Below are 17,924 nucleotides of genomic sequence, written 5' to 3'. Positions count from 1 at the left end.
CGTTGATAAACGCGCCAACCTTGTTTGTCAGGCCACCTTTGGCAATGCCTGCGGCACACCACCGGCAAGCAACGCACCACCACCGGGTGCAATCTCTGTCAGGTCCAAACTGCGCAGGATTTGACGTGTTGTTGCAACCGCCGCCGACAGTGTGGGCAGGCCAGATGCACGTTCGATCATTTCAATCGATGGCAGTGACGGCATTTGAACACAGGCCGACGCGACAATGGCATCCACCCCGCGCAGATCCAGTTTGCGCCACAGCTCTGCCGGGGCGGTCGGATCTTGGGACGCGACTTCGAGATTGTCGGGGATTTCGAGTGCAAGGAAATCCTGCACCTCTATCCCCTCGTTTTCGATGTAGTCGACAACCAGTTTCGTGAGTGGTTTCATGTAGGGGCAGATGATCGAGACTTTCTTGACGCCCAAATCCTTGAGCCCATCAATAAGCGCGCCGGCAGAGTTCAAGACAGGCGTGGGGCATCCGTTATCCACTGTGGCTTGGTTCAGCTTCTTGTAGGATTCGTGGTGATACCCCAGCCCCATGGACATGATCGCGACAAGGCACGCATAGGCTTGGACCTCGACCGCGGCATCGGACAGTTCGGTCGCGCAGCGCACGCTGTCTGCATCCATCGCCTCCAGCTCTTCTTTCACCACGCTTTTCATCCGCATCCGGGAGGAGTGGAATGTAAAGCGGTCCGGCAGGATGGTTTCGCGGGCTTTCAAAAGGGCCGGGATTTCGGTTTCCATGGTCACGTTCGAGCTGGGAACGATCAGGCCAACGCGGCGGTATTTGGATGTGTAGGACATGTGAATTTCCTTTAAATGTGGGGGTTAGAGTGCCGGGCCCATCACGGCCTCTGGCAACCAGGTGGCGATACCGGGGAAGACGCACAGCAGGACAATGGCAACCAACATGCAGGCCACGAAGGGCAGCGAGCCTTTGAGGATGGTCTTGAGCGAGATGTCGGGCGCGATGCCGTTGATCACATAGAGGTTGAGGCCAACAGGTGGTGAGATCAGGCCGATTTCCATGTTGATCGTCAGGATGACGGCGAACCAGATCGGATCAAAACCAGCTGTGGTGATGATCGGCAAAAGGATCGGTGCTGCCATCAGGATCACCGCAACAGGCGGCAAGAAGAACCCCGCGATGATCAGGAAGATGTTCACCGCAATCATCAGAACCCAAGGGTTCACATCCAGCGTGCCGATCCATGTCGCGATGCTTTGCGTGATGAACAGGCTCGACAGCATGTAGGAAAACACACCCGCAGCGGCGATGATGAACAGGATCATCACGCTCTCTTTGGTGCTGTCCTGCAGGATCGTCCAGATTTTGCGGAGATCAAAAAGTTTGTAGATCACGATTGCCACGCCCAAGCACAAAAGCGCGCCAACAGCGGCCGTCTCAGACGGCGTCGCAACCCCACCATACATCGCATAGAGCACACCGATGATGATGCCGATGAAAGGCAGCACGCGTGGAAGGACTTCGAACTTTTCGCGCCACGTGTAGCTGCGAGCAGTCAGCAGGTTTTGGTCACCAGATTTCCATGTCGCGTAGAGCGACCAGACCATGAACAGTGCCACAAGCAACAGCCCAGGGAACACACCAGCCAAGAACAGGCGGCCAATCGAGGTCTCGGTTGCGATACCGTAAACGATCATGGTGACGGATGGCGGGATCAGGATACCCAACGTACCGCCTGCCGCGATGGACCCCGTGGCAATCCCCTCGGGGTAGCCGCGTTTGCGCATTTCCGGGATGCCCATTTTGCCGATGGCGGCACATGTGGCGGGGCTGGACCCGGACATTGCCGCGAACAAGGCACAAGCCCCCAGGTTGGAAATGACCAAGCCACCGGGAACACGGGTGAGCCACCGTTCCAACGCTTCGTACAGGTCCGCTCCGGCGCGGGTGGACGCAATGGATGCCCCCATAATGATGAACATGGGGATCGCCAGCAGGGCAAAGCTGTCCAGATTGCCAAAGAATATCTCAGGCATCAGCTCCAGAGACCGCATGCCATCAAAGATCACCAGAAAACCGGCAGAGACGATCAGCAGTCCAACACCGACGGACACGCCAGAAAACAGGACCAGGATGGTGCAGATGCCAACCAGGGCACCAAGAAGAAGGGGATCCATTACGATGCCTCCAGCCCAAAGGGCGATTCAGATTTCGTGAGAAGGGCTGTGAGATCGGCGATCAGTTGCAGCCACAACAGGCCAAAACCGACAGGCAGCGACAGGTAGGGTATCCACAGGGGAACCGCCGTTACGGTGTCCGATGTCCAGCCTCGCGCCCAAGCGAAATGCCAATGCTCGTAAGCATAGAACAACATCACACTTGTGATGATGATCGACAGCGTCAGCGTCACAATGGCCAACCCAAATCGCGCTTTGCCTTTCAGTGCCAACGGGATGAGGTCCACGTTCACATGGCCGCGTTGATACTGCACAAACGGCAACCCGATGAGGGTCGCGGCAATCACCAAGAAGACGACAATCTCGGTTTGCCAAACGGTCGATCCGTTCAGTGCAAAGCGGATAAAGATCATTTGGCACGTGAGAAAAACAGCGGCCAAAATCATCAAGGCAGAACACCACCCGGCGACACTAGAAATATTCTGGACTGCGCGCACAAAACCATTCTCGCTCTTTGTGCGTTGGGCAGCCGAAAGGGCATGGCCAGCCATGACGTTTTCCTTCCAATTGGTTTGAGATGGGCGAGAGGCTGCGCGCCCCTCGCAATTGGGGTCACTCGACCGCGAGCGCCATATCCAGCAGCTCTTGGCCGCCTTCGACATCAGCCGCAAACGCGGCATAGGATGTTTCCTGGGCCAGCGCCTGCCATGCTGCGAAATCATCCGCTGTCATTTCGGCGATTTCGACGCCTGCTTCGCGGAACACATCGACCGATGCGGCATCTTGCAGCTTGGCTTGTTCAAGGTAGTGCGCCTCGGCCACGTCCGCCGCGGCAAGCAGGGCCGCTTGTTGCTCTTCCGACAAACCCTCGAACGTGGATTTGTTCATCAGCAGCGGTTGGTACAGAAACCAAAGCGCAATATCGGACGCGGGTGTATAGCAGGCGACCTGCTCAAAAATCCGATAAGATACGAACGACGAAGACGACGTGTTGGCCGCATCCAAAACGCCCGTCTGCATGGCCGAGTAAATCTCGGATGACGCCATAGACGTGATCGACGCATCGGCACCAACCAGCATTTGCTCAAACGACTTGCCCGCCGCACGGGTCTGCAAACCCGCGACATCATCTGGATGCGTGATGCAGGTGTCTTTGCCGACAAACCCGCCGGCAAGGTAGCCGTGGACCAGGACCATCACATCGTCCTCGGCCATCCTTGCCTCAAGCGCCTCCATAAAGGGCGAATGGCTCAGACGGGCGGCGTGATCATGGTTTTTCACAAGACCGGGCATAAGCGTCAGATTGAATGCCGGTTGCTGACCGCCTGCATAGGACAGCGGAAAGACCGTCATGTCCAACTGCCCGCGTGACAAGGGGCGATACTGCTCGCGCGGCTTAAACAGCGACTTCGACGGAAAGATGGTGATCTCAAGATCAACACCGGCTGCCGCGACTTCATCAGCGACGATCTGAGCCACTTCGTGACGCACGTCACTGGTGGACCACTGGTGGGACAAGCGCAGTTCCTCCGCCTGCGCGGCCCCTCCTACAAGGGCAAAAGAGAGCATGGTCGATTGGATAAATTTGTTCATTTCGATTCCTCCTATGTATCCTCTTAATATCTATATGTATCCATATGGCAAGACAAAAGATTCACATAACTGAGTTTTGGCTGGCGATCAGATGCGGAGATCGCTATGAAACACCCGAAAGGAATGCGTATGGCACGGGCATCAGACACGCTCATTGAGCAGCTAAAACATGATATTTTCAGTGGCTTACTAAAGCCGGGCGATCAGCTCGAAGAGGCTGACCTCGCTGCGCGCTTTGATGTGAGCCGCACGCCGATCCGTGAGGCCATCCGGTCATTGGTAGACTGCGGATTGTTGGAAACGCGCCCACGCAAAGGGGCGATGGTGCGTGTTTTGACCGCAAAAGAGCTCAACGATCTGTTCGAAGTGGCCGCGGAGCTGGAGGGCATGGCCTGCCGTCTGGCCAGCGATCTGCTGACACTTTCGGACAAAAAGGACATCGAGGCGGGTCTGGAACAGTGCCGCATCGCCGCCGAAGCCGAGGATATTTCCGCCTACGCGCAAGCCAACCTCGCGTTCCACGCAGCCATTCACAAAGCCAGCGGCAATACGTGGCTGGTTGATCAACTGGATCAGATACAGGCACGGATCAACGTGTATCGGCTGATGCCTTACGAGGTTGTCGGACGGTTGGCACAGTCGCTCGCAGAACATCGTGAAATCAGCGGCGCGATCTTTGCCAAGGACGGCGACTTGGCCAACACGCTGATGCGAAACCACATGATGTTGCAGGGGGCCAGGTTGCCGAGCCTTCTGAAGGCGCTCGAGTGACTCTTTCCCAGTCAACAGCAAGCGATCGGCAACACGAGCCTTGCCCCGAGCAATCCGTTCATTGAACTAGAAATACAAGTTCAGACCGAATGGTCGCTTCAGTACGGCATTTGCGACTTGCGACATCGCGGGTCGTCTGGGCTCTGACCACGCTCGGACGCGGCAGATCGAACGGCGCGCGCTGGCAGCGACGCAACCAACAGCCCGCCAACAACCAATCCGATAGCGGCAATCTCATACGCGTCAGGCACCTGAGACAGAATGGGAATGGCAAGGCAGGTTGCCACAGCAGGCGTGAATGCCGCCAGACGGGTCGCCACCAGGCCCAGCACCCGCAGCGCCTCGCCGAAGGCATAGAGCGATACAAGCCCAGTGATGACGCCTTGAAAGACAAATTGAAACGCAATGTCCGGCGGCGTTGCCGCGCCCATGGTCGACAAACCCGACATGACCCAAAACGGCGCGAGGCAGAGTGTCGAGATCGCGCCCACAAGCGCCGTCGCCAGAAAGGGAGAGATCGCGTGTTGCCTGAGCGTCAACGTGAAACAGGCCCAAAAGAAAGCCCCAGCCAGAAAGACGCCATGTCCGATCCACAGGTTGTCGGGGCGGGCACCTTCGGCAGGGCGGAACACGATTGCCGCGGCACCAGCAATGATCAGCACAGCCGACCCGAGTTGATACGCTGACACGCGCTGCCCAAGGGCAATCCATCCGATAAAGAGGACGAAGACCGGCATCAGGCTTGGCACCATGGCGCCCGCATGGGCAACCGGAGCGTAGCTGAGGCCATATCCAACGCAGAGCGTGAAAGGCGCACCATATAAGGACAGCAACAAGCTCTTCTGCAGACCAAGTCTTGCGACCTCATATCGCTGACGCCACAGCAGCGGCGCAAGGACAACCGCAGGAACAAGCGCCCGTAGCCCGGCCAGATCGACAGGAGACAGTGCGGTTGTCACACCCGAAGATGTCAGTACCAGCCAACTCGCCCAGATCGTTATGGCAACCGCCATCCAGGCATAGCCCATCAGTCGCGGCGCTGACGTCCTCACGGTGCGGCGACCGACAAAACCTATGCGGGGCATTGGCGCACTCCTCTTGAGCGGCACGCCCCGAGGCGTGCCGCATAGTGTTTCGTGAGTGGTGGGTTTGGATCAGGTGCTTGCCGCGCGGATTTGGCTCACCTGTTTGCCGCTGATGCCCCAGTTTTCCAACGGCACTTCGTCAATCACGACGAATGTCGTCGCGGGGCTCTTGCCCAGAACCTGCAAGAGCAGATCGGACACACCCTCGACCAGTTGCGCTTTTTCCGCATCCGAAGGGCCGGTGCCGTTTGGCCCACCTTCCCGGGTGACTTTGATGTTTACATAGGGCATTGCCTTAGTCCTTTCGTTCGACAAATGAGAAAACCTTGGTCAGGACGCGCCAACCGTCATCCGTGTGGATGAGCGTCAGCAGGTCCTGATAGTTTCGTCCAAGCATGGTCATCCGCGCCTCGATCACCCCGATACGGTCACCTTTCAGCGTCACGCGCTCGACCACCTCGTGCCGGGCATCGCCCCGTGACGCAGGCGCTGTGCGGGCATCAATCCGGGCCATGTAGCTTTCGAGATCCATATTCTCGTAGGTGCCAGCCGTGCCGTTCACATAGACAAGATCGTCGTGAAAAACCGTGCGCAGGATTGTGCTGTCGGACTGGTAGAGCCCGTCAAAGTAGCGCTCCATCAGATCCCGAATGTCATCATGCTCAACCCCGTCCATCACATCACCCCACCCGTGCGGCCCACAAGGTGCATCGCCACCGCCGCAGCCCAGATCAGGAACCACAGGGCAATCACGTTCAGGATTGCCCCCGACCCCTTTGAACGGACCGGATAACCCGGTGAAGAAGCACACCATTTGTATGAGAGTGTCATTGGATAGCTCCGTTTGATTACAGCCTTGAGGTAGCAATCCAGAGCAACGATTGATAATATCGAGTTGTCACCACAATGATCCAAAAAACAGATCAAAGAGCCTCCCAATGACGCTTGATCAGCTTATCGCTCTCGACGCTATCGTGGCCACTGGCACCTTCCGCGCCGCCGCCGACCGCCTGAACAAGGCGCAATCCGCCGTCAGCCACCAAATACGCAAACTGGAGGACGAGCTTGGGTTTACCCTGCTATCACGTGATGCCTACCGCCCAAGCCTGACATCTGAAGGTGAGGTGTTTTACCGCGAAACCGCGCGCGTTTTGGAACAGGTGCGCAGCTTGAAATCAGTCGCTGCCGGATTGCGCAGCGAACAAGAGGCGATGATCTCGATTGCAATCACCTCGACCATGGCACTGGAGCCGGTGTTGGACCTGTTGGGCACGATCAAACAGATCTATCCGGCGACGAACATCCATGTTGCGTCCGAGATGATGGGGGGACCGCTCGCTCGGTTGATGGCGGGCGACGCAGACATGATTTTTGCGGGACTACAGGATGTCCCGATTGACGAGGTCGAAACATTGCCGTTCGGCGCCATAACGATACGCCCAGTGGCCAGTGCCGGTTTTGAGGCCGCGCAGAAACCAGGGGTTTTGTCCCGGCTCGAGATGCAGCGCTACACCCAGGTCGTTGTGTCCGGCACCGGGGGCAAAGACTTTGACCAAAGCCGGGATGTCTTGTCAGGCGGGCAGCGTTGGACCGTGTCGGATTTCGAGGCGAAAAAGTCCATCATCAAAGCTGGCCTCGGCTGGGGCGGCATGCCCGAGCATTTGATCCAAGACGATCTGGCATCCGGCGCGCTTGTTCCCTTGCGGGTCGACGGTTTCCCGCCGCGCCACACAGAGATTTTTGCGATCCGGCGGCGTGACAAGCACATGGGCAAAGTCATGACCGCGATCTGGACGTCAATTGAGACGGGCGAAATGCCAATGGACGCGCCCCAATCCACCTAAGCCTACGTTCCGCAATCCGTCGCCGCTCAGCTAAAAAGATGCCCAAGCCCAGTCATGAGTGGGCATCGTTAGTGGATGGGTTGGCCCGTTCTGCAACTTAGGCGGCACGGGCGCAGGCACACTCAGGCGGCGACGGCCCCGACGCTTTGGCCCACCAGCCAACGCTGCGCCGTTTCCGCCACGCGTTTGCCAAGATATTCGGCTGTTCTCAGGTCCGATCCAGCCGGTGCCGCTTCGGGCGACGCATCTGCATTCGCCTGCGCCATGGCCCCCATGAAACCACCAAGCCGGTTCAGATCCTCTGGCGAGCCTGAGCTGGTGTTGTTGCCCGGCGGCAATCCCAAACCCACCCAAATCATTCCGTGTTGCATGGCGAAATGGTTGATCTGTTGAAGCGTGGCCAGCTTGTCCCCGCTCATGCCAGCCGAAACGGTGAAACCCGCAGCCAGTTTGTTTTTCCAACGCCCTTCGAGCCACCGGCCGGACGTTGCGTCCAGGAACGCCTTGAACTGGGCTGAGGCGCTGCCGAAATAGGTAGGCGAGCCGAAAATGATCGCGTCAGCGGCATCCATCACCCGCCAATTCTGCTCGAATTCCTCCGCCGGAATGAGCGTAACGTCGGTCCCCGCGACCTCGCTCGCACCCCGATACACGGCTTCTGCTTGCACGGCAGTGTGTCCGAACCCACTGTGATAAACGATTGCTAACTTTGCCATTTCTCTCTCCATTTCATGTTTTCTGGTCATACCGATGGGACCACGGGTCCAGTCGGCCCCAAGGTGGCGTCCCATGTCTGTTCAGCGCGCCGAACCGACGTCTTGCGGGGGACTTGCTGAATTCAAGCTGCGTGCGTTGCGCCCGGCACACCGTGTGGCATCCGAAATGCAATCGCGATCCTGTTCCAGGCGTTGATTGCGGTGATCACAAGGCTCAGCGCAACTTGTTCGCGGGGACTGAAATGTGCCGCGATGTCTGCATAGACCGCATCCGGCGCTTGCGAGGTCTCGATCCGCGTCAGGGCTTCGGTCCAACCAAGCGCCGCAGCTTCGCGCGCGGTGTACACAGAGGCTTCGCGCCAGGCATTCAGCAGGTACAGGCGGTTTTCAACTTCACTGCCCGCCCGCGCATCCTGCCAATGCATGTCTATGCAGAAAGCGCAGCCATTGATTTGCGAGGCCCGCACTTTCACCAAGGCGATCAGGCTGTGTTCAAGCCCGCTTTCTTCCAACAGCTTTTCCTGGTCAAACATCGGCTGAAACAATTCAGGCGCGACACCAAAGTGATCCAGCCTCTGGCTTTGACGATTTGACACGTTCCTCTCCTTCATCTTTCGCTTCAGCGTACTGAAACCGCTGGTCGGATAGTGATGACGTGCAACCCACAGGCGTTGAACAACCGTTCCATCCGCCGTTCCAGCGCATCGTCAAAAGAAGAGGTAGCTGTACAGCCAATCCAAAGATAACATCGATTTCTCACGACATTGATCTACCAGTTAGATCATTTGACGGATCGTATCGTCGGCAGCCGTTCGCAAAATGCACAAACGGCAGAGCCTAGCGTAAATGCATCCCGAGGATATTCGGCAGCACGCCCCCGACCCGAAGCAATGCGATCTCTTGCTCCGTCTCCACGGCGGCGCGGCAGGCGATCTTCGCCGCAGGTTTTCCCGTCCGCTTCAAAGTGATCGCCGTTTCTTTGCGCGGTGTCAGAGCATCGCCAGACAGGTCAACAAGGACTTGATCCGCTGGACCGATCCGCGCGGTTGCGGGGTCGAACCCATCAGTGATTTCAAGCGGCAGGACCCCCATGCCGATCAAATTTGTTCGGTGGATCCGCTCAAAGCTCTTTGCGATGACCGCTTTGACGCCAAGCAATGCCACACCTTTCGCAGCCCAATCGCGGCTTGACCCCATACCATAGCGGTCGCCCGCAAAGATGACGGCACTCAATCCACTGTTTTCCAGCTCATTGGCAGCCTCATGAAGGGGCAAGACACGCCCATCCCCAAGCATGGTTTCTGAGGGCTCAAGTCCCTCTGCCAGGTGGTTTTTCACCGATCTGTTGGTGAACAACCCGCGCAGCATAACCTCCCAATTGCCGCGATAGGCGGCATAGACATTCAGGTTGTCTGGATCACCCCCACGCGCAATCAGCCACTGCCCCGCCGCACTGTTCGGCGCAATCCACCCCGCAGGAGAGATGTGATCGGTCGTCACGTCGTCGCCCAAAACCATCAGGGCGCGCGCGTCGTAGCGTCCCAGCCTTGTGCCATGCGGATGCGATGCGAACTTGGGGCAACGCAGGTAGCTGGACACCGGATCCCATGGGAACAACGGCGTGTCCGGTGTGGCAATCCCCGACCATGTGGCGTCTTGGGCCGCTGTGGCAAAAGCGGCTTTCACATCCTCGCTTCGGTAGCCCATTGAGAGCGCCTCAGCGATGTCTTCTGGTGAGGGCCAAATATCTTCCAGCATGACATCCTGTCCGTCTGTGCCGATACCAAGCGAATCAGTCAGAATATCGCCCGCGATATCCCCCTTGAGCGCATAAGCAATCACAAGCGGCGGCGAAGTCAGGTCCCCAAGGTCGAGTTTGGGATGCACGCGCCCCGGAAAGTTCCGATTGCCCGATAGAACTGCGGCAATTGCCTTGCCGTCGGCAAGCGCAGTTTCGATTGCAGCGGGCAATGGACCCGAGTTTCCAATGCAGGTCGTGCAGCCAAAGCCCACAATGTCGAACCCCAAAGCGGACAAATCTTCCATCAGGCCCGCACGGTCCAACAGTTTGCGGGCAGAAGGGGAACCCGGAGCCAGTGACGTCTTGACCCAAGGCGCGGGTCCAAGGCCAAGTCTGCGCGCATTTCTGGCCAGAAGTCCGGCGGCGACAAGCAGGTTCGGATCGGATGTATTGGTGCAGCTTGTGATAGCGGCAATGCCGACAGCGCCGTCAGGAACCGCAGTTGTGTCTGCACTGATGGGCATCAATGAGCGGCCAATGGCGATCTCGACCTGCCCGGCGGCTTGCGCCGGTTTGCACCGGTCCTGCGGGCGGCGCGGACCGGCAATCGCGGGCGAAATAGCCGATAAATCAAGATCAAGCGTTCGATCATAGCGCGGGCAAGCATCCGGATCGAACCAAAGGCCCATCGCGCGAAAGACCGCTTCGATATGCTGGTATTGGACCGGCTTTCGCCCCGTACGCTTCAGATAGGCAATCGTTTCGGCGTCCACCGGGAAATACCCGGTCGATGCGCCAAATTCCGGTGCCATGTTCGCCACAACCCCGCGCGTATCCGCGCCAAGCTGCGACACACCGGGGCCAAAGAACTCCACAAACTCACCCGTCACGCCAAACGCGCGCAGCCTGTGTGTGATTTCCAACGCCAGATCAGTCGCCAGCATGTGCCGCGGCATCTGCCCTGACAGCCGAACCCCAACCGTTTTTGGCACAGCAAGGGACACCGCCTGCCCGAACATCACGCTTTCCGCCTCCAGCCCCCCGATCCCCCACGCCATGAGACCTATGCCGTTGATCATCGTCGTGTGGCTGTCCGTGCCCAGCAGCATATCGGGATGCGAAATACCGTCCGGATCAACCTCCAAAACCGTTGCAAGCTGTTCGAGGTTGATCGTGTGCATGATCCCGCTGCCCGGTGGGTGAACGCGCAAACCGTCCATGGTGCGGGATGCCCATTTCAAAAAGGCATAGCGTTCGCTGTTGCGGGCAAATTCATTGGCCAAGTTGCGTTGCAAGGCGTCAGGTACCCCAAAAGCATCGACAGCCACGGAATGATCAACGGACACATCAACCGGCAAGGTCGGCGACAGGACGGTCGGATCAACACCCGCCCCCGCCAATGCATCGCGCAATCCGGCCACATCCGCCAATGCGGGCGTGCACGTCGTGTCATGCATCAGCAACCGGTTGGGACGGAACGCAAATTCAAAGGTCTCGTCACCTTGCAAGAACGGCTCCAAAGGCGCACCAGACCGAATGTGATTTTCACACAACAGCCGAATACAGACCGGCAGGTCGTCCAAGCGACCGCCAAGTGCTGCCCGCAAATCAACAACCCGCAGCTCTTGGCCCGCGCTCTTGATGGTCTGTAATTGCATGACGGGCGCGATCCGGTGTCAGACCAGCTTCTTCGTGCTGTGCAAGACGCCATCCGCGTCGCCATAGACCCAATCGCCCGGCGCAAATGTGACGCCACCAAAGCTGACTTCGACACCAACCTCGCCCCATCCCAGCTTGGCACTTTTCACCGGGCTGGTGGCAAGTGCAAAGACCAGCGTGTTCATGGCATTGATCTCAGCGCTGTCACGGATGGCGGCGTTCATGACCAGCCCGGCCCACCCGTTCTTGATCGCAAGATCGGCAAGGATGTCCCCAAGGATGGCAATCCGGGTCGATCCGCCGCCATCAACGACCAGCACGCGCCCCTCGCCCGGCGTCTCAAGCTGGGCGCGCAGGACGGTGTTGTCCTCAAAACAGCGGATCGTCTGTATGGGCGCGGCAAAGTCCGACACGGTTCCAAACTGCCGGAATGGCAGATGGACCAGCGATAGGTCCGCAGCATGGCTATCGATCAAGTCAGCAGTTTTCATTTAAAGGTCCTCATATCTGTCCAAACGTGGCCCGTAATTCAGCAACCTGTGCGTCGGTCAAGTGCCGCGTCCTTTTACCCTGAAGGGCAACGACCAGCTTGGCGGTTTCTTCCAGTTCCTCCGCCGCGCAAACCGCCGAGAACAGGTTCTTTCCGGTCACGACAGGCCCATGGTTTGCCAGCAACACGGCACTGTACGCCCCCTTCAGATCGCGGATCATGTCCCCGGTCCGGGGATCGCCAGGCTTGACGTAGGGCAACTGTTTAACACGCCCCACGCGCATGACGACATAGGGCGTCAGTTGCGGGATACAGTCATCGGGGTCTGTGTCGAGCAGGCAAGAGACGGCTGTGGCCCATGTCGAATGCAAGTGCACCACAGCCCCGGCATCCGGGCGGGTCTCATGGAAAGCCTGATGCAGAAACACTTCCTTCGAGGGCTTGTCCCCGGAGACGTGATTGCCCGCCGCGTCGAGCTTGGAAATCCGCTCGGCCTCCAACGACCCAAGGGTCGAATTTGTTGGTGTCATGAGGATACCGTCCGGCAGCTTTGCAGACACATTCCCCGCCGACCCGACCGAGAAACCACGGTCAAAAAGGGATCGGCACAAACGCACCATGTCATGCCGCAAGTGTTGTTCTGCCTCTGTCATGTGTCGGCTTCCATCACGTCCAGCGCCTTGGCAAAGAAATCCGCAGAGCCGAAATTCCCGGACTTGAGGGCCAATGCCACCGGATCGGATCGGCCCACAGTCAGGACCGGAACACCGGGATCAATTTCGCGGCCGATCAACATCGCCGGGGCGGCGCGCTCCTGTGCAACGGCTTGGGCTACGGCCCCTGACGTCTCGCCCCCGGCGACAACGATACGCCGGTACCCCTTTTGGATCAGCGCGCGTGCCGTATCCGCAAACAAGGCATCGAGTTTCGCAGCAACCGCGTCGCGGCCAAACTGTTCCTGCAAGTCCCTGACGTGTTCCGGCGCGCCAGAGGAATAGACCAAGGGGCGGTTGTCCTGATTGGCGTCAAAGAACGCCACGAGCGTTTCGACAGAAACGGTCCCGTTCATCACACCAGGCACGTCAATCGAAAGGCAGGGGTGGTTCTTTTCATGAGCATCAATTTGCCCGCGCGTAGCCCCTGAACACGACCCGGACAGAATGGCGGCTGGCCCCGAAATCGCCGGGTGCTGAGATACACGGTCTTGCCGTGATGTTTGGCCAAGGAAGTTGCGAGGCAGACCAAGCGCGATGCCCGACCCGCCGGTGATCAACGGTGCCTCCGCCAAGGCAGCACCGAGGGTCAAAAGGTCGTCGTCACTCACCGCATCCGCGACCACAAAGCGGTCCGTGGCTTCCCGCAAGGCCGCCTGCACCTTTTCGGGTCCCTGCGCCACGGTCGTCAAAGGCAGATGACCGATGGAGGACGCCGTCTGATGCCCTAGCCAGCGCCGAATGTCGGGATCCGTCATCGGCGTGAGCGGATGATTTTCCATGCCGCTTTCGTTCAGCAGCGCATCATTCACAAACAGATGCCCCTGATAGACCGTGCGACCCGTTGTCGGAAACGCGGGGCACACGACAACGCCGTTCGCGCCCATCTCATCTGCCAATGCATCAGCAACCGGGCCGATATTGCCCTCCCGCGTTGAATCAAACGTGGAGCAATATTTGAAAATGATCTGTGTGCACCCTTGCCGCAGCAACCAATGGAGGGCCGCCAGACTGTCCCGAACCGCCTCATCGACCGGGGCCGAACGGCTCTTGAGCGAAATGACACCCGCCTCGATTTTCAGATCCGCCGACCCGTCAGGAACACCTGCATACTGCGCCGTGCGCAGCCCACCTTCGGGACCGACACCTTTGGCCAATGTATTTGCAATGTCACTTGCACCCGTAAAATCATCCGCAATGACGCCAATCTGCATGGGCTTTCCTTATCCATTTGACTCGACGCGGCGCTTGATTTCCGTCAGCGCGGCTTCGGGGCTTGTCAGAACGGGAACAGAGGTCGCACTGCGCACGTCACCCGCGGCGCCCGCCATCGAGAATTGCGCCAACAGGACAACATCCGCCCCCTCGATCGTGCGCGCGGTTTGGGCGATCAGTCGGTTGTGTGTCGTATCGTCCCCTGCGCGTTTGGCCTCAAGGGCGCCATCACAGAAATAGGATGTGATCTCCGCATCACTGCCACGCTCTCTGGCGGCTTCGCGAAATTCTTCCTCCATCCCCGCGGCAGCGGGCGCAAAGGTATAGATCATCGCCACACGATCACCATGAGCGAATGCGGCATCGAACATGGCCTCGTTCGGCTTCATGACAGGAATGCACGCCTCAGCGTTTGCGCGATCTATCGCCGCTCCAAAGGCAGAGCAGGTAAACAAGACACCGTCGGCCTGTGACGCTTCTGCATAGCGGGTCAGATCGACAATACGCCGTAACATGTCACCGGACAGCTCTCGGGTCTTTTGCCTGTCGACGGACAGCCCTTCCTCCAGAATGGAAATGGTCTCTGCTTCGGGCCACAACACTGTCGCTGCGGCCTCAATGGGGTCAATTGCAACACGCGTTGCATGTATCAACGCAATCCTGGGCTGACGGGTCATATCACTTGCTTTGGTAAGGGGCGGCGGAGCGTGAATGGCTCCGCCGCCAAGAGAGGCGGGCAAAGCTGCCCGCAGGGAGAAACATCAAGCGGCAACGGCCTCTTTGGAAACCATCTGGGCAACCAGCGATCCAAAGGCGTCGGTGTTGACCGTGCCGCCAAGGTCTCTGGTGCGTGTCGCAGGGTTATCGATGACAGCATCCACCGCATCAGCAATGGCCTGCCCCGCGTCCATGAGCTTTGAAATGTTCCGTTGCTCACCCAGCCAAATCAGCATCATGGCCGCCGACAAAATCAACGATGTCGGGTTCGCAATATTCTGTCCCTGAATATCTGGCGCCGACCCGTGCTGCGCTTGCGCACAACACAGACCCGTCTCGGCATTGGCATTGATAGACCCCGCCAGACCCAAAGAGCCTGACAATTCCGACGCCAGATCAGACAGGATGTCACCGTAGAAATTCGTAGCAACCACGACGTCATATTCATGCGGCTTGCGCACCAGAAGGGCGGCAAAAGCATCGACAATCAGTTCTTCGGTCTCGACCTCGGGGAAATCCTTGGCGACCGTGCGGAAGCATTCGAGGAACAGACCATCCGTCATCAGAAACGAATTGGCCTTGTGGATTGCAGCCACCTTTTTCTTGCGCTGCATGGCCAGTTTGAACGCCTCGCGGCAGATGCGCATCGATCCGTGTCGTGTGATCTTGCGCACCGATAGCGCCATATCAGGGTCGGGCATCATCTCGCCCACGCCTTTGAACATATTGCGATCCGGATAAAACCCTTCGGTCGCTTCCCGCATGATCACAAGGTCCATGCCGGGTGCCTTGTTTGGCAAGAAATCCCGACTGCGCGCGGGCCGCACATTGGCATAAAGGTCAAGGCCAATGCGGAACCCGGCCGAGACATTGCGCCCGCCTTCGGCCACCGGGGGGTAGTCCATATGCGATTGGGTGCCGAGGATCACGCCGTCAAACTCTGTCCGCGCACGGTCAAGCACTTCATCACGCAGGGTGATCCCGTGCTTTTCCAGACTTGGAAACCCGGACTCCTCCTCGTGGAACGTCAGCCCCAGGTCAAATCGCTTGTTCGCGGCTTCCACCACTTCGAGGGTGGCCGCCATGATTTCGGGCCCAATGCCATCGCAAGGCAGTGTCATGATACGCATTTTGTTACTCCTATCTTGTTGCCAAAGCCCATCAGGTCTTGGCGCATCGGTTATGTGTCCGATGCCGCATTTGTTTCGTTCAGTTCTGCCGCCATGCGCTTCTTCACGCGGCGTCCGAGGATGACGGGCAACAGGAAGCCTGTGATCGCGATGGCCCAGAGGATGATCGCAAGCGGGCTGCCCACCAGAATGGACCACTCACCATCCGAGATCGTCATGGCGCGACGCAGGTTGACCTCCATCTCGTTGCCCAGAAGGATCCCGAGGATGATCGGCACAATCGGCACGTCCAACTTGCGAAAGAGCCAGCCCAAAAGGCCAAAGCCAACCATCGTCATCACGTCCACGGTCGAGCCTGACAGGCTGTAGACGCCCACAACCGAGATCATCGCAACAATCGGCATCATGATCCGCGTCGGAACCAACAGAACCCGTGTGAAGATCCCGACGAGCGGCACGTTCATCACCAGCAGCATCACGTTCGCAATGAAAAGCGAGGCAATGAGGCTCCAGACGATGTCAGGGTTTTTGGAAAACAAAAGCGGACCGGGTGTGATGTTCAACTGCAAAAGCAGTGCAAGCAGAATGGCGGTTGTCCCGGAACCGGGGATACCGAGCGACAGCATCGGAACCAGCGAACCGCCCGCAGCGGCGTTGTTCCCGACCTCAGGTGCCACAACACCGCGGGGATCACCGGTGCCAAAGCTCTTGCCGTCCCGGTCCACGGTCGCCTTTTCCAGCGAATAGGACAGGAAGGACCCAAGCGTCGCACCCGATCCGGGCAGAACCCCGCAAATGAACCCGATCACGGTGGTGCGGCCCATGGTCGGGATGCAGCTCTTGATCGTGCTCCACTTGGGCATCAGCTTGCCGATCTTCATCTGCTTGGCATCGCCCCGTGTCCCGCTGTGGTGCTTTTCGAGGAAATAGAACACCTCGGACAAGGCAAACAGCCCGACAACCGCAACCAGAAAACTGACCCCGTCAAAGAGGTAGATCTGACCAAAGGTGAAACGTTGCGACCCCGTCTGGCTGTCACTGCCGACCATGGCGATGGCGAGACCAACCGCCACTGCAAACAGCGCCTTGCCCTGATTGTTGCTCATGATGCCGCCCAGCGTGGCAAAGGCCATGACATACAGAACGAAGTATTCAGCCGGGCCAAACAACAACGCAATCTTGACCAGTTGAGGCGCCAGAAAAACAAGTCCCCAGGTGGCAATGAATGCGCCCACAAAGGATGCGATGGCCGACAGGGTCAACGCCTGCCCCGGCATACCCTTTTGCGCCATTGGATGACCGTCCAGACAAGTCATCATCGCAGCATCGTCACCCGGAATGTTCAGCAAAATGGCACTGATACGCGACCCATAGAGGGCGCCGTAGTAGACACTGCACAGCAAAATCAGCGATGGTATCGGCCCCAGGCCAAGCGAAAACGCGATCGGGATCAGGATTGCCACACCATTCGATGGGCCAAGACCGGGCAAGGCACCGACAATTGTACCGATAAAGCAACCGATCAGGGCAAGCATCAGGTTCTGCGCCGTGAAGGCAAGCGCGAACCCACCGGCAAGAAGAGAGAGAGTTTCCATCAGTCTTGCTCCTAGAAACCAAGCGGGCCCTTGGCCAACGACAGGCCAAGAATGAGATGAAAGACGATGTAAATTCCCACGGACGTGGACGCGCCGACGACCACCGACCACTGCGGCAAAGTACCAAGCCGCCACGTGAGGTATGCCGTTGCCAAAGCAGTCGAAACGATGAAGCCGACCTCGGGCAGAAAGCGACCATAAAGCAGCATGACAACTGTCGCGGCCAAAATCTCCATCACACCGCCTGCGCTTGGCCAGTCCGGTTCGTCGTCGGGACGGATCATCATGTAAACAGAGGTCAACGCCAGCCCCGCGCCAATGATGTAGGGAAATGTTCTTGGTCCAACGAGATCAACCATGAACGTGAGTTTGATCGTGGACGCGGCCCAGATGTAGAAGATGGCAAGCGCCAACCCGACACCGCCAAAGATGCGGTCGCTCATTTTGTCCTCCCAGGATGTCTTGAGTGCTGGCTGACCCACAGCATGGCGGGTCAGCCAG

The 17,924-nt window shown here is 58.4% G+C and carries 20 protein-coding genes; 2 read left to right on the top strand and 18 right to left on the bottom strand.

What is annotated here, in order from left to right; translation table 11 throughout:
- Positions 1 to 27: 27 nt before the first annotated feature.
- From Q0936_RS02140 to dctP, 4 genes are all read right to left on the bottom strand, one after another.
- Positions 28 to 813: an Asp/Glu racemase gene (locus Q0936_RS02140; protein WP_299295425.1), complete on the bottom strand. Its 786-nt coding sequence runs from the start codon at positions 811 to 813 to the stop codon at positions 28 to 30.
- 24 nt (positions 814 to 837) lie between these two features.
- Positions 838 to 2,154, bottom strand: a complete 1,317-nt coding sequence (locus Q0936_RS02135; RefSeq protein ID WP_299138941.1) for a TRAP transporter large permease — start codon at positions 2,152 to 2,154, stop codon at positions 838 to 840.
- Positions 2,154 to 2,705 carry a TRAP transporter small permease subunit gene (locus Q0936_RS02130; protein ID WP_299295422.1) on the bottom strand — a complete coding sequence of 184 codons (552 nt, stop codon included), beginning with the start codon at positions 2,703 to 2,705 and terminating at the stop codon, positions 2,154 to 2,156. Before Q0936_RS02130 ends, Q0936_RS02135 begins: the two co-directional genes overlap by 1 nt.
- A gap of 61 nt (positions 2,706 to 2,766) precedes the next feature.
- Positions 2,767 to 3,747, bottom strand: a complete 981-nt coding sequence (dctP, locus tag Q0936_RS02125; RefSeq protein ID WP_299295420.1) for a TRAP transporter substrate-binding protein DctP — start codon at positions 3,745 to 3,747, stop codon at positions 2,767 to 2,769.
- Positions 3,748 to 3,876: 129 nt separating this feature from the next.
- Here dctP and Q0936_RS02120 point away from each other — a divergent pair, with 129 nt between their 5' ends.
- Positions 3,877 to 4,518 carry a GntR family transcriptional regulator gene (locus Q0936_RS02120; protein ID WP_299295418.1) on the top strand — a complete coding sequence of 214 codons (642 nt, stop codon included), beginning with the start codon at positions 3,877 to 3,879 and terminating at the stop codon, positions 4,516 to 4,518.
- 98 nt (positions 4,519 to 4,616) lie between these two features.
- On the opposite strand, the gene Q0936_RS02115 is transcribed toward Q0936_RS02120, so the two are convergent.
- The 4 genes from Q0936_RS02115 to Q0936_RS02100 form a co-directional block, all read right to left on the bottom strand.
- The gene (locus Q0936_RS02115) at positions 4,617 to 5,603 is read right to left on the bottom strand and encodes a DMT family transporter (RefSeq protein WP_299295415.1); all 987 of its coding nucleotides are present in this window, start codon (positions 5,601 to 5,603) and stop codon (positions 4,617 to 4,619) included.
- Positions 5,604 to 5,672: 69 nt separating this feature from the next.
- A complete protein-coding gene (locus Q0936_RS02110) occupies positions 5,673 to 5,894 on the bottom strand; it encodes a 4-oxalocrotonate tautomerase family protein (protein WP_299295413.1) in 222 nt (73 codons plus the stop codon).
- A gap of 4 nt (positions 5,895 to 5,898) precedes the next feature.
- Positions 5,899 to 6,279 (bottom strand): nuclear transport factor 2 family protein, encoded by a 381-nt coding sequence (locus tag Q0936_RS02105; protein ID WP_299295411.1) that lies wholly within the window; start codon positions 6,277 to 6,279, stop codon positions 5,899 to 5,901.
- Entirely contained in the window at positions 6,279 to 6,434 is a 156-nt protein-coding gene (locus tag Q0936_RS02100) for a hypothetical protein (RefSeq protein ID WP_299295409.1), read from the bottom strand. Before Q0936_RS02100 ends, Q0936_RS02105 begins: the two co-directional genes overlap by 1 nt.
- 107 nt (positions 6,435 to 6,541) lie before the next feature.
- Between Q0936_RS02100 and Q0936_RS02095 the strand changes: the two genes are divergently transcribed.
- On the top strand, positions 6,542 to 7,447 hold the full coding sequence (locus Q0936_RS02095; protein ID WP_299295406.1) for a LysR family transcriptional regulator: 906 nt from the start codon (positions 6,542 to 6,544) through the stop codon (positions 7,445 to 7,447).
- A 122-nt stretch (positions 7,448 to 7,569) separates the two neighbouring features.
- Here the strand turns inward: Q0936_RS02095 and Q0936_RS02090 are convergent, their stop codons facing one another.
- From Q0936_RS02090 to Q0936_RS02045, 10 genes are all read right to left on the bottom strand, one after another.
- Positions 7,570 to 8,163 carry a flavodoxin family protein gene (locus Q0936_RS02090; protein WP_299295405.1) on the bottom strand — a complete coding sequence of 198 codons (594 nt, stop codon included), beginning with the start codon at positions 8,161 to 8,163 and terminating at the stop codon, positions 7,570 to 7,572.
- Positions 8,164 to 8,285: 122 nt separating this feature from the next.
- The gene (locus Q0936_RS02085; protein ID WP_299295501.1) at positions 8,286 to 8,696 is read right to left on the bottom strand and encodes a carboxymuconolactone decarboxylase family protein; all 411 of its coding nucleotides are present in this window, start codon (positions 8,694 to 8,696) and stop codon (positions 8,286 to 8,288) included.
- 304 nt (positions 8,697 to 9,000) lie between these two features.
- A complete protein-coding gene (acnA, locus tag Q0936_RS02080) occupies positions 9,001 to 11,562 on the bottom strand; it encodes an aconitate hydratase AcnA (protein ID WP_299295403.1) in 2,562 nt (853 codons plus the stop codon).
- An 18-nt stretch (positions 11,563 to 11,580) separates the two neighbouring features.
- Positions 11,581 to 12,054, bottom strand: a complete 474-nt coding sequence (gene rraA / locus Q0936_RS02075) for a ribonuclease E activity regulator RraA (protein ID WP_299295401.1) — start codon at positions 12,052 to 12,054, stop codon at positions 11,581 to 11,583.
- 10 nt (positions 12,055 to 12,064) lie between these two features.
- Positions 12,065 to 12,706: a 3-oxo-tetronate 4-phosphate decarboxylase gene (otnC, locus tag Q0936_RS02070; protein WP_299295399.1), complete on the bottom strand. Its 642-nt coding sequence runs from the start codon at positions 12,704 to 12,706 to the stop codon at positions 12,065 to 12,067.
- Complete coding sequence (gene otnK / locus Q0936_RS02065; RefSeq protein WP_299295397.1) at positions 12,703 to 13,980, bottom strand: 3-oxo-tetronate kinase; 1,278 nt, start codon at positions 13,978 to 13,980, stop codon at positions 12,703 to 12,705. The genes otnC and otnK overlap by 4 nt, the downstream gene beginning before the upstream one ends.
- A 9-nt stretch (positions 13,981 to 13,989) precedes the next feature.
- Positions 13,990 to 14,658: an aspartate/glutamate racemase family protein gene (locus tag Q0936_RS02060; protein ID WP_299295394.1), complete on the bottom strand. Its 669-nt coding sequence runs from the start codon at positions 14,656 to 14,658 to the stop codon at positions 13,990 to 13,992.
- A gap of 84 nt (positions 14,659 to 14,742) precedes the next feature.
- A complete protein-coding gene (locus Q0936_RS02055; protein ID WP_299295392.1) occupies positions 14,743 to 15,828 on the bottom strand; it encodes an isocitrate/isopropylmalate dehydrogenase family protein in 1,086 nt (361 codons plus the stop codon).
- Between the two features lie 50 nt (positions 15,829 to 15,878).
- Positions 15,879 to 17,423 carry a tripartite tricarboxylate transporter permease gene (locus tag Q0936_RS02050; protein ID WP_299295390.1) on the bottom strand — a complete coding sequence of 515 codons (1,545 nt, stop codon included), beginning with the start codon at positions 17,421 to 17,423 and terminating at the stop codon, positions 15,879 to 15,881.
- An 11-nt stretch (positions 17,424 to 17,434) separates the two neighbouring features.
- Positions 17,435 to 17,866, bottom strand: a complete 432-nt coding sequence (locus tag Q0936_RS02045; protein ID WP_299295388.1) for a tripartite tricarboxylate transporter TctB family protein — start codon at positions 17,864 to 17,866, stop codon at positions 17,435 to 17,437.
- Positions 17,867 to 17,924 lie beyond the last annotated feature (58 nt).

Origin of the sequence: uncultured Tateyamaria sp. (genome assembly GCF_947488715.1) — a bacterium.
Classification (GTDB): Bacteria; Pseudomonadota; Alphaproteobacteria; order Rhodobacterales; family Rhodobacteraceae; genus Tateyamaria.
The sequence above is the reverse complement of the archived record's forward strand: the minus strand, read 5'-3'. Positions and strand labels throughout refer to the sequence as shown.

Excerpts from the sequence above, each read along its gene's own strand:
- Q0936_RS02130 (WP_299295422.1), bottom strand. The coding sequence starts at position 2,705 with ATGGCTGGCCATGCCCTTTCGGCTGCCCAACGCACAAAGAGCGAGAAT.
- Q0936_RS02135 (WP_299138941.1), bottom strand. The coding sequence starts at position 2,154 with ATGGATCCCCTTCTTCTTGGTGCCCTGGTTGGCATCTGCACCATCCTG.
- acnA (WP_299295403.1), bottom strand. The coding sequence starts at position 11,562 with ATGCAATTACAGACCATCAAGAGCGCGGGCCAAGAGCTGCGGGTTGTT.
- Q0936_RS02095 (WP_299295406.1), top strand. The coding sequence starts at position 6,542 with ATGACGCTTGATCAGCTTATCGCTCTCGACGCTATCGTGGCCACTGGC.
- Q0936_RS02050 (WP_299295390.1), bottom strand. The coding sequence starts at position 17,423 with ATGGAAACTCTCTCTCTTCTTGCCGGTGGGTTCGCGCTTGCCTTCACG.
- dctP (WP_299295420.1), bottom strand. The coding sequence starts at position 3,747 with ATGAACAAATTTATCCAATCGACCATGCTCTCTTTTGCCCTTGTAGGA.
- Q0936_RS02100 (WP_299295409.1), bottom strand. The coding sequence starts at position 6,434 with ATGACACTCTCATACAAATGGTGTGCTTCTTCACCGGGTTATCCGGTC.
- Q0936_RS02045 (WP_299295388.1), bottom strand. The coding sequence starts at position 17,866 with ATGAGCGACCGCATCTTTGGCGGTGTCGGGTTGGCGCTTGCCATCTTC.
- Q0936_RS02105 (WP_299295411.1), bottom strand. The coding sequence starts at position 6,279 with ATGGACGGGGTTGAGCATGATGACATTCGGGATCTGATGGAGCGCTAC.
- Q0936_RS02055 (WP_299295392.1), bottom strand. The coding sequence starts at position 15,828 with ATGCGTATCATGACACTGCCTTGCGATGGCATTGGGCCCGAAATCATG.
- Q0936_RS02060 (WP_299295394.1), bottom strand. The coding sequence starts at position 14,658 with ATGACCCGTCAGCCCAGGATTGCGTTGATACATGCAACGCGTGTTGCA.
- otnC (WP_299295399.1), bottom strand. The coding sequence starts at position 12,706 with ATGACAGAGGCAGAACAACACTTGCGGCATGACATGGTGCGTTTGTGC.
- Q0936_RS02120 (WP_299295418.1), top strand. The coding sequence starts at position 3,877 with ATGGCACGGGCATCAGACACGCTCATTGAGCAGCTAAAACATGATATT.
- Q0936_RS02140 (WP_299295425.1), bottom strand. The coding sequence starts at position 813 with ATGTCCTACACATCCAAATACCGCCGCGTTGGCCTGATCGTTCCCAGC.
- Q0936_RS02085 (WP_299295501.1), bottom strand. The coding sequence starts at position 8,696 with ATGTTTGACCAGGAAAAGCTGTTGGAAGAAAGCGGGCTTGAACACAGC.
- Q0936_RS02110 (WP_299295413.1), bottom strand. The coding sequence starts at position 5,894 with ATGCCCTATGTAAACATCAAAGTCACCCGGGAAGGTGGGCCAAACGGC.
- otnK (WP_299295397.1), bottom strand. The coding sequence starts at position 13,980 with ATGCAGATTGGCGTCATTGCGGATGATTTTACGGGTGCAAGTGACATT.
- rraA (WP_299295401.1), bottom strand. The coding sequence starts at position 12,054 with ATGAAAACTGCTGACTTGATCGATAGCCATGCTGCGGACCTATCGCTG.
- Q0936_RS02115 (WP_299295415.1), bottom strand. The coding sequence starts at position 5,603 with ATGCCCCGCATAGGTTTTGTCGGTCGCCGCACCGTGAGGACGTCAGCG.
- Q0936_RS02090 (WP_299295405.1), bottom strand. The coding sequence starts at position 8,163 with ATGGCAAAGTTAGCAATCGTTTATCACAGTGGGTTCGGACACACTGCC.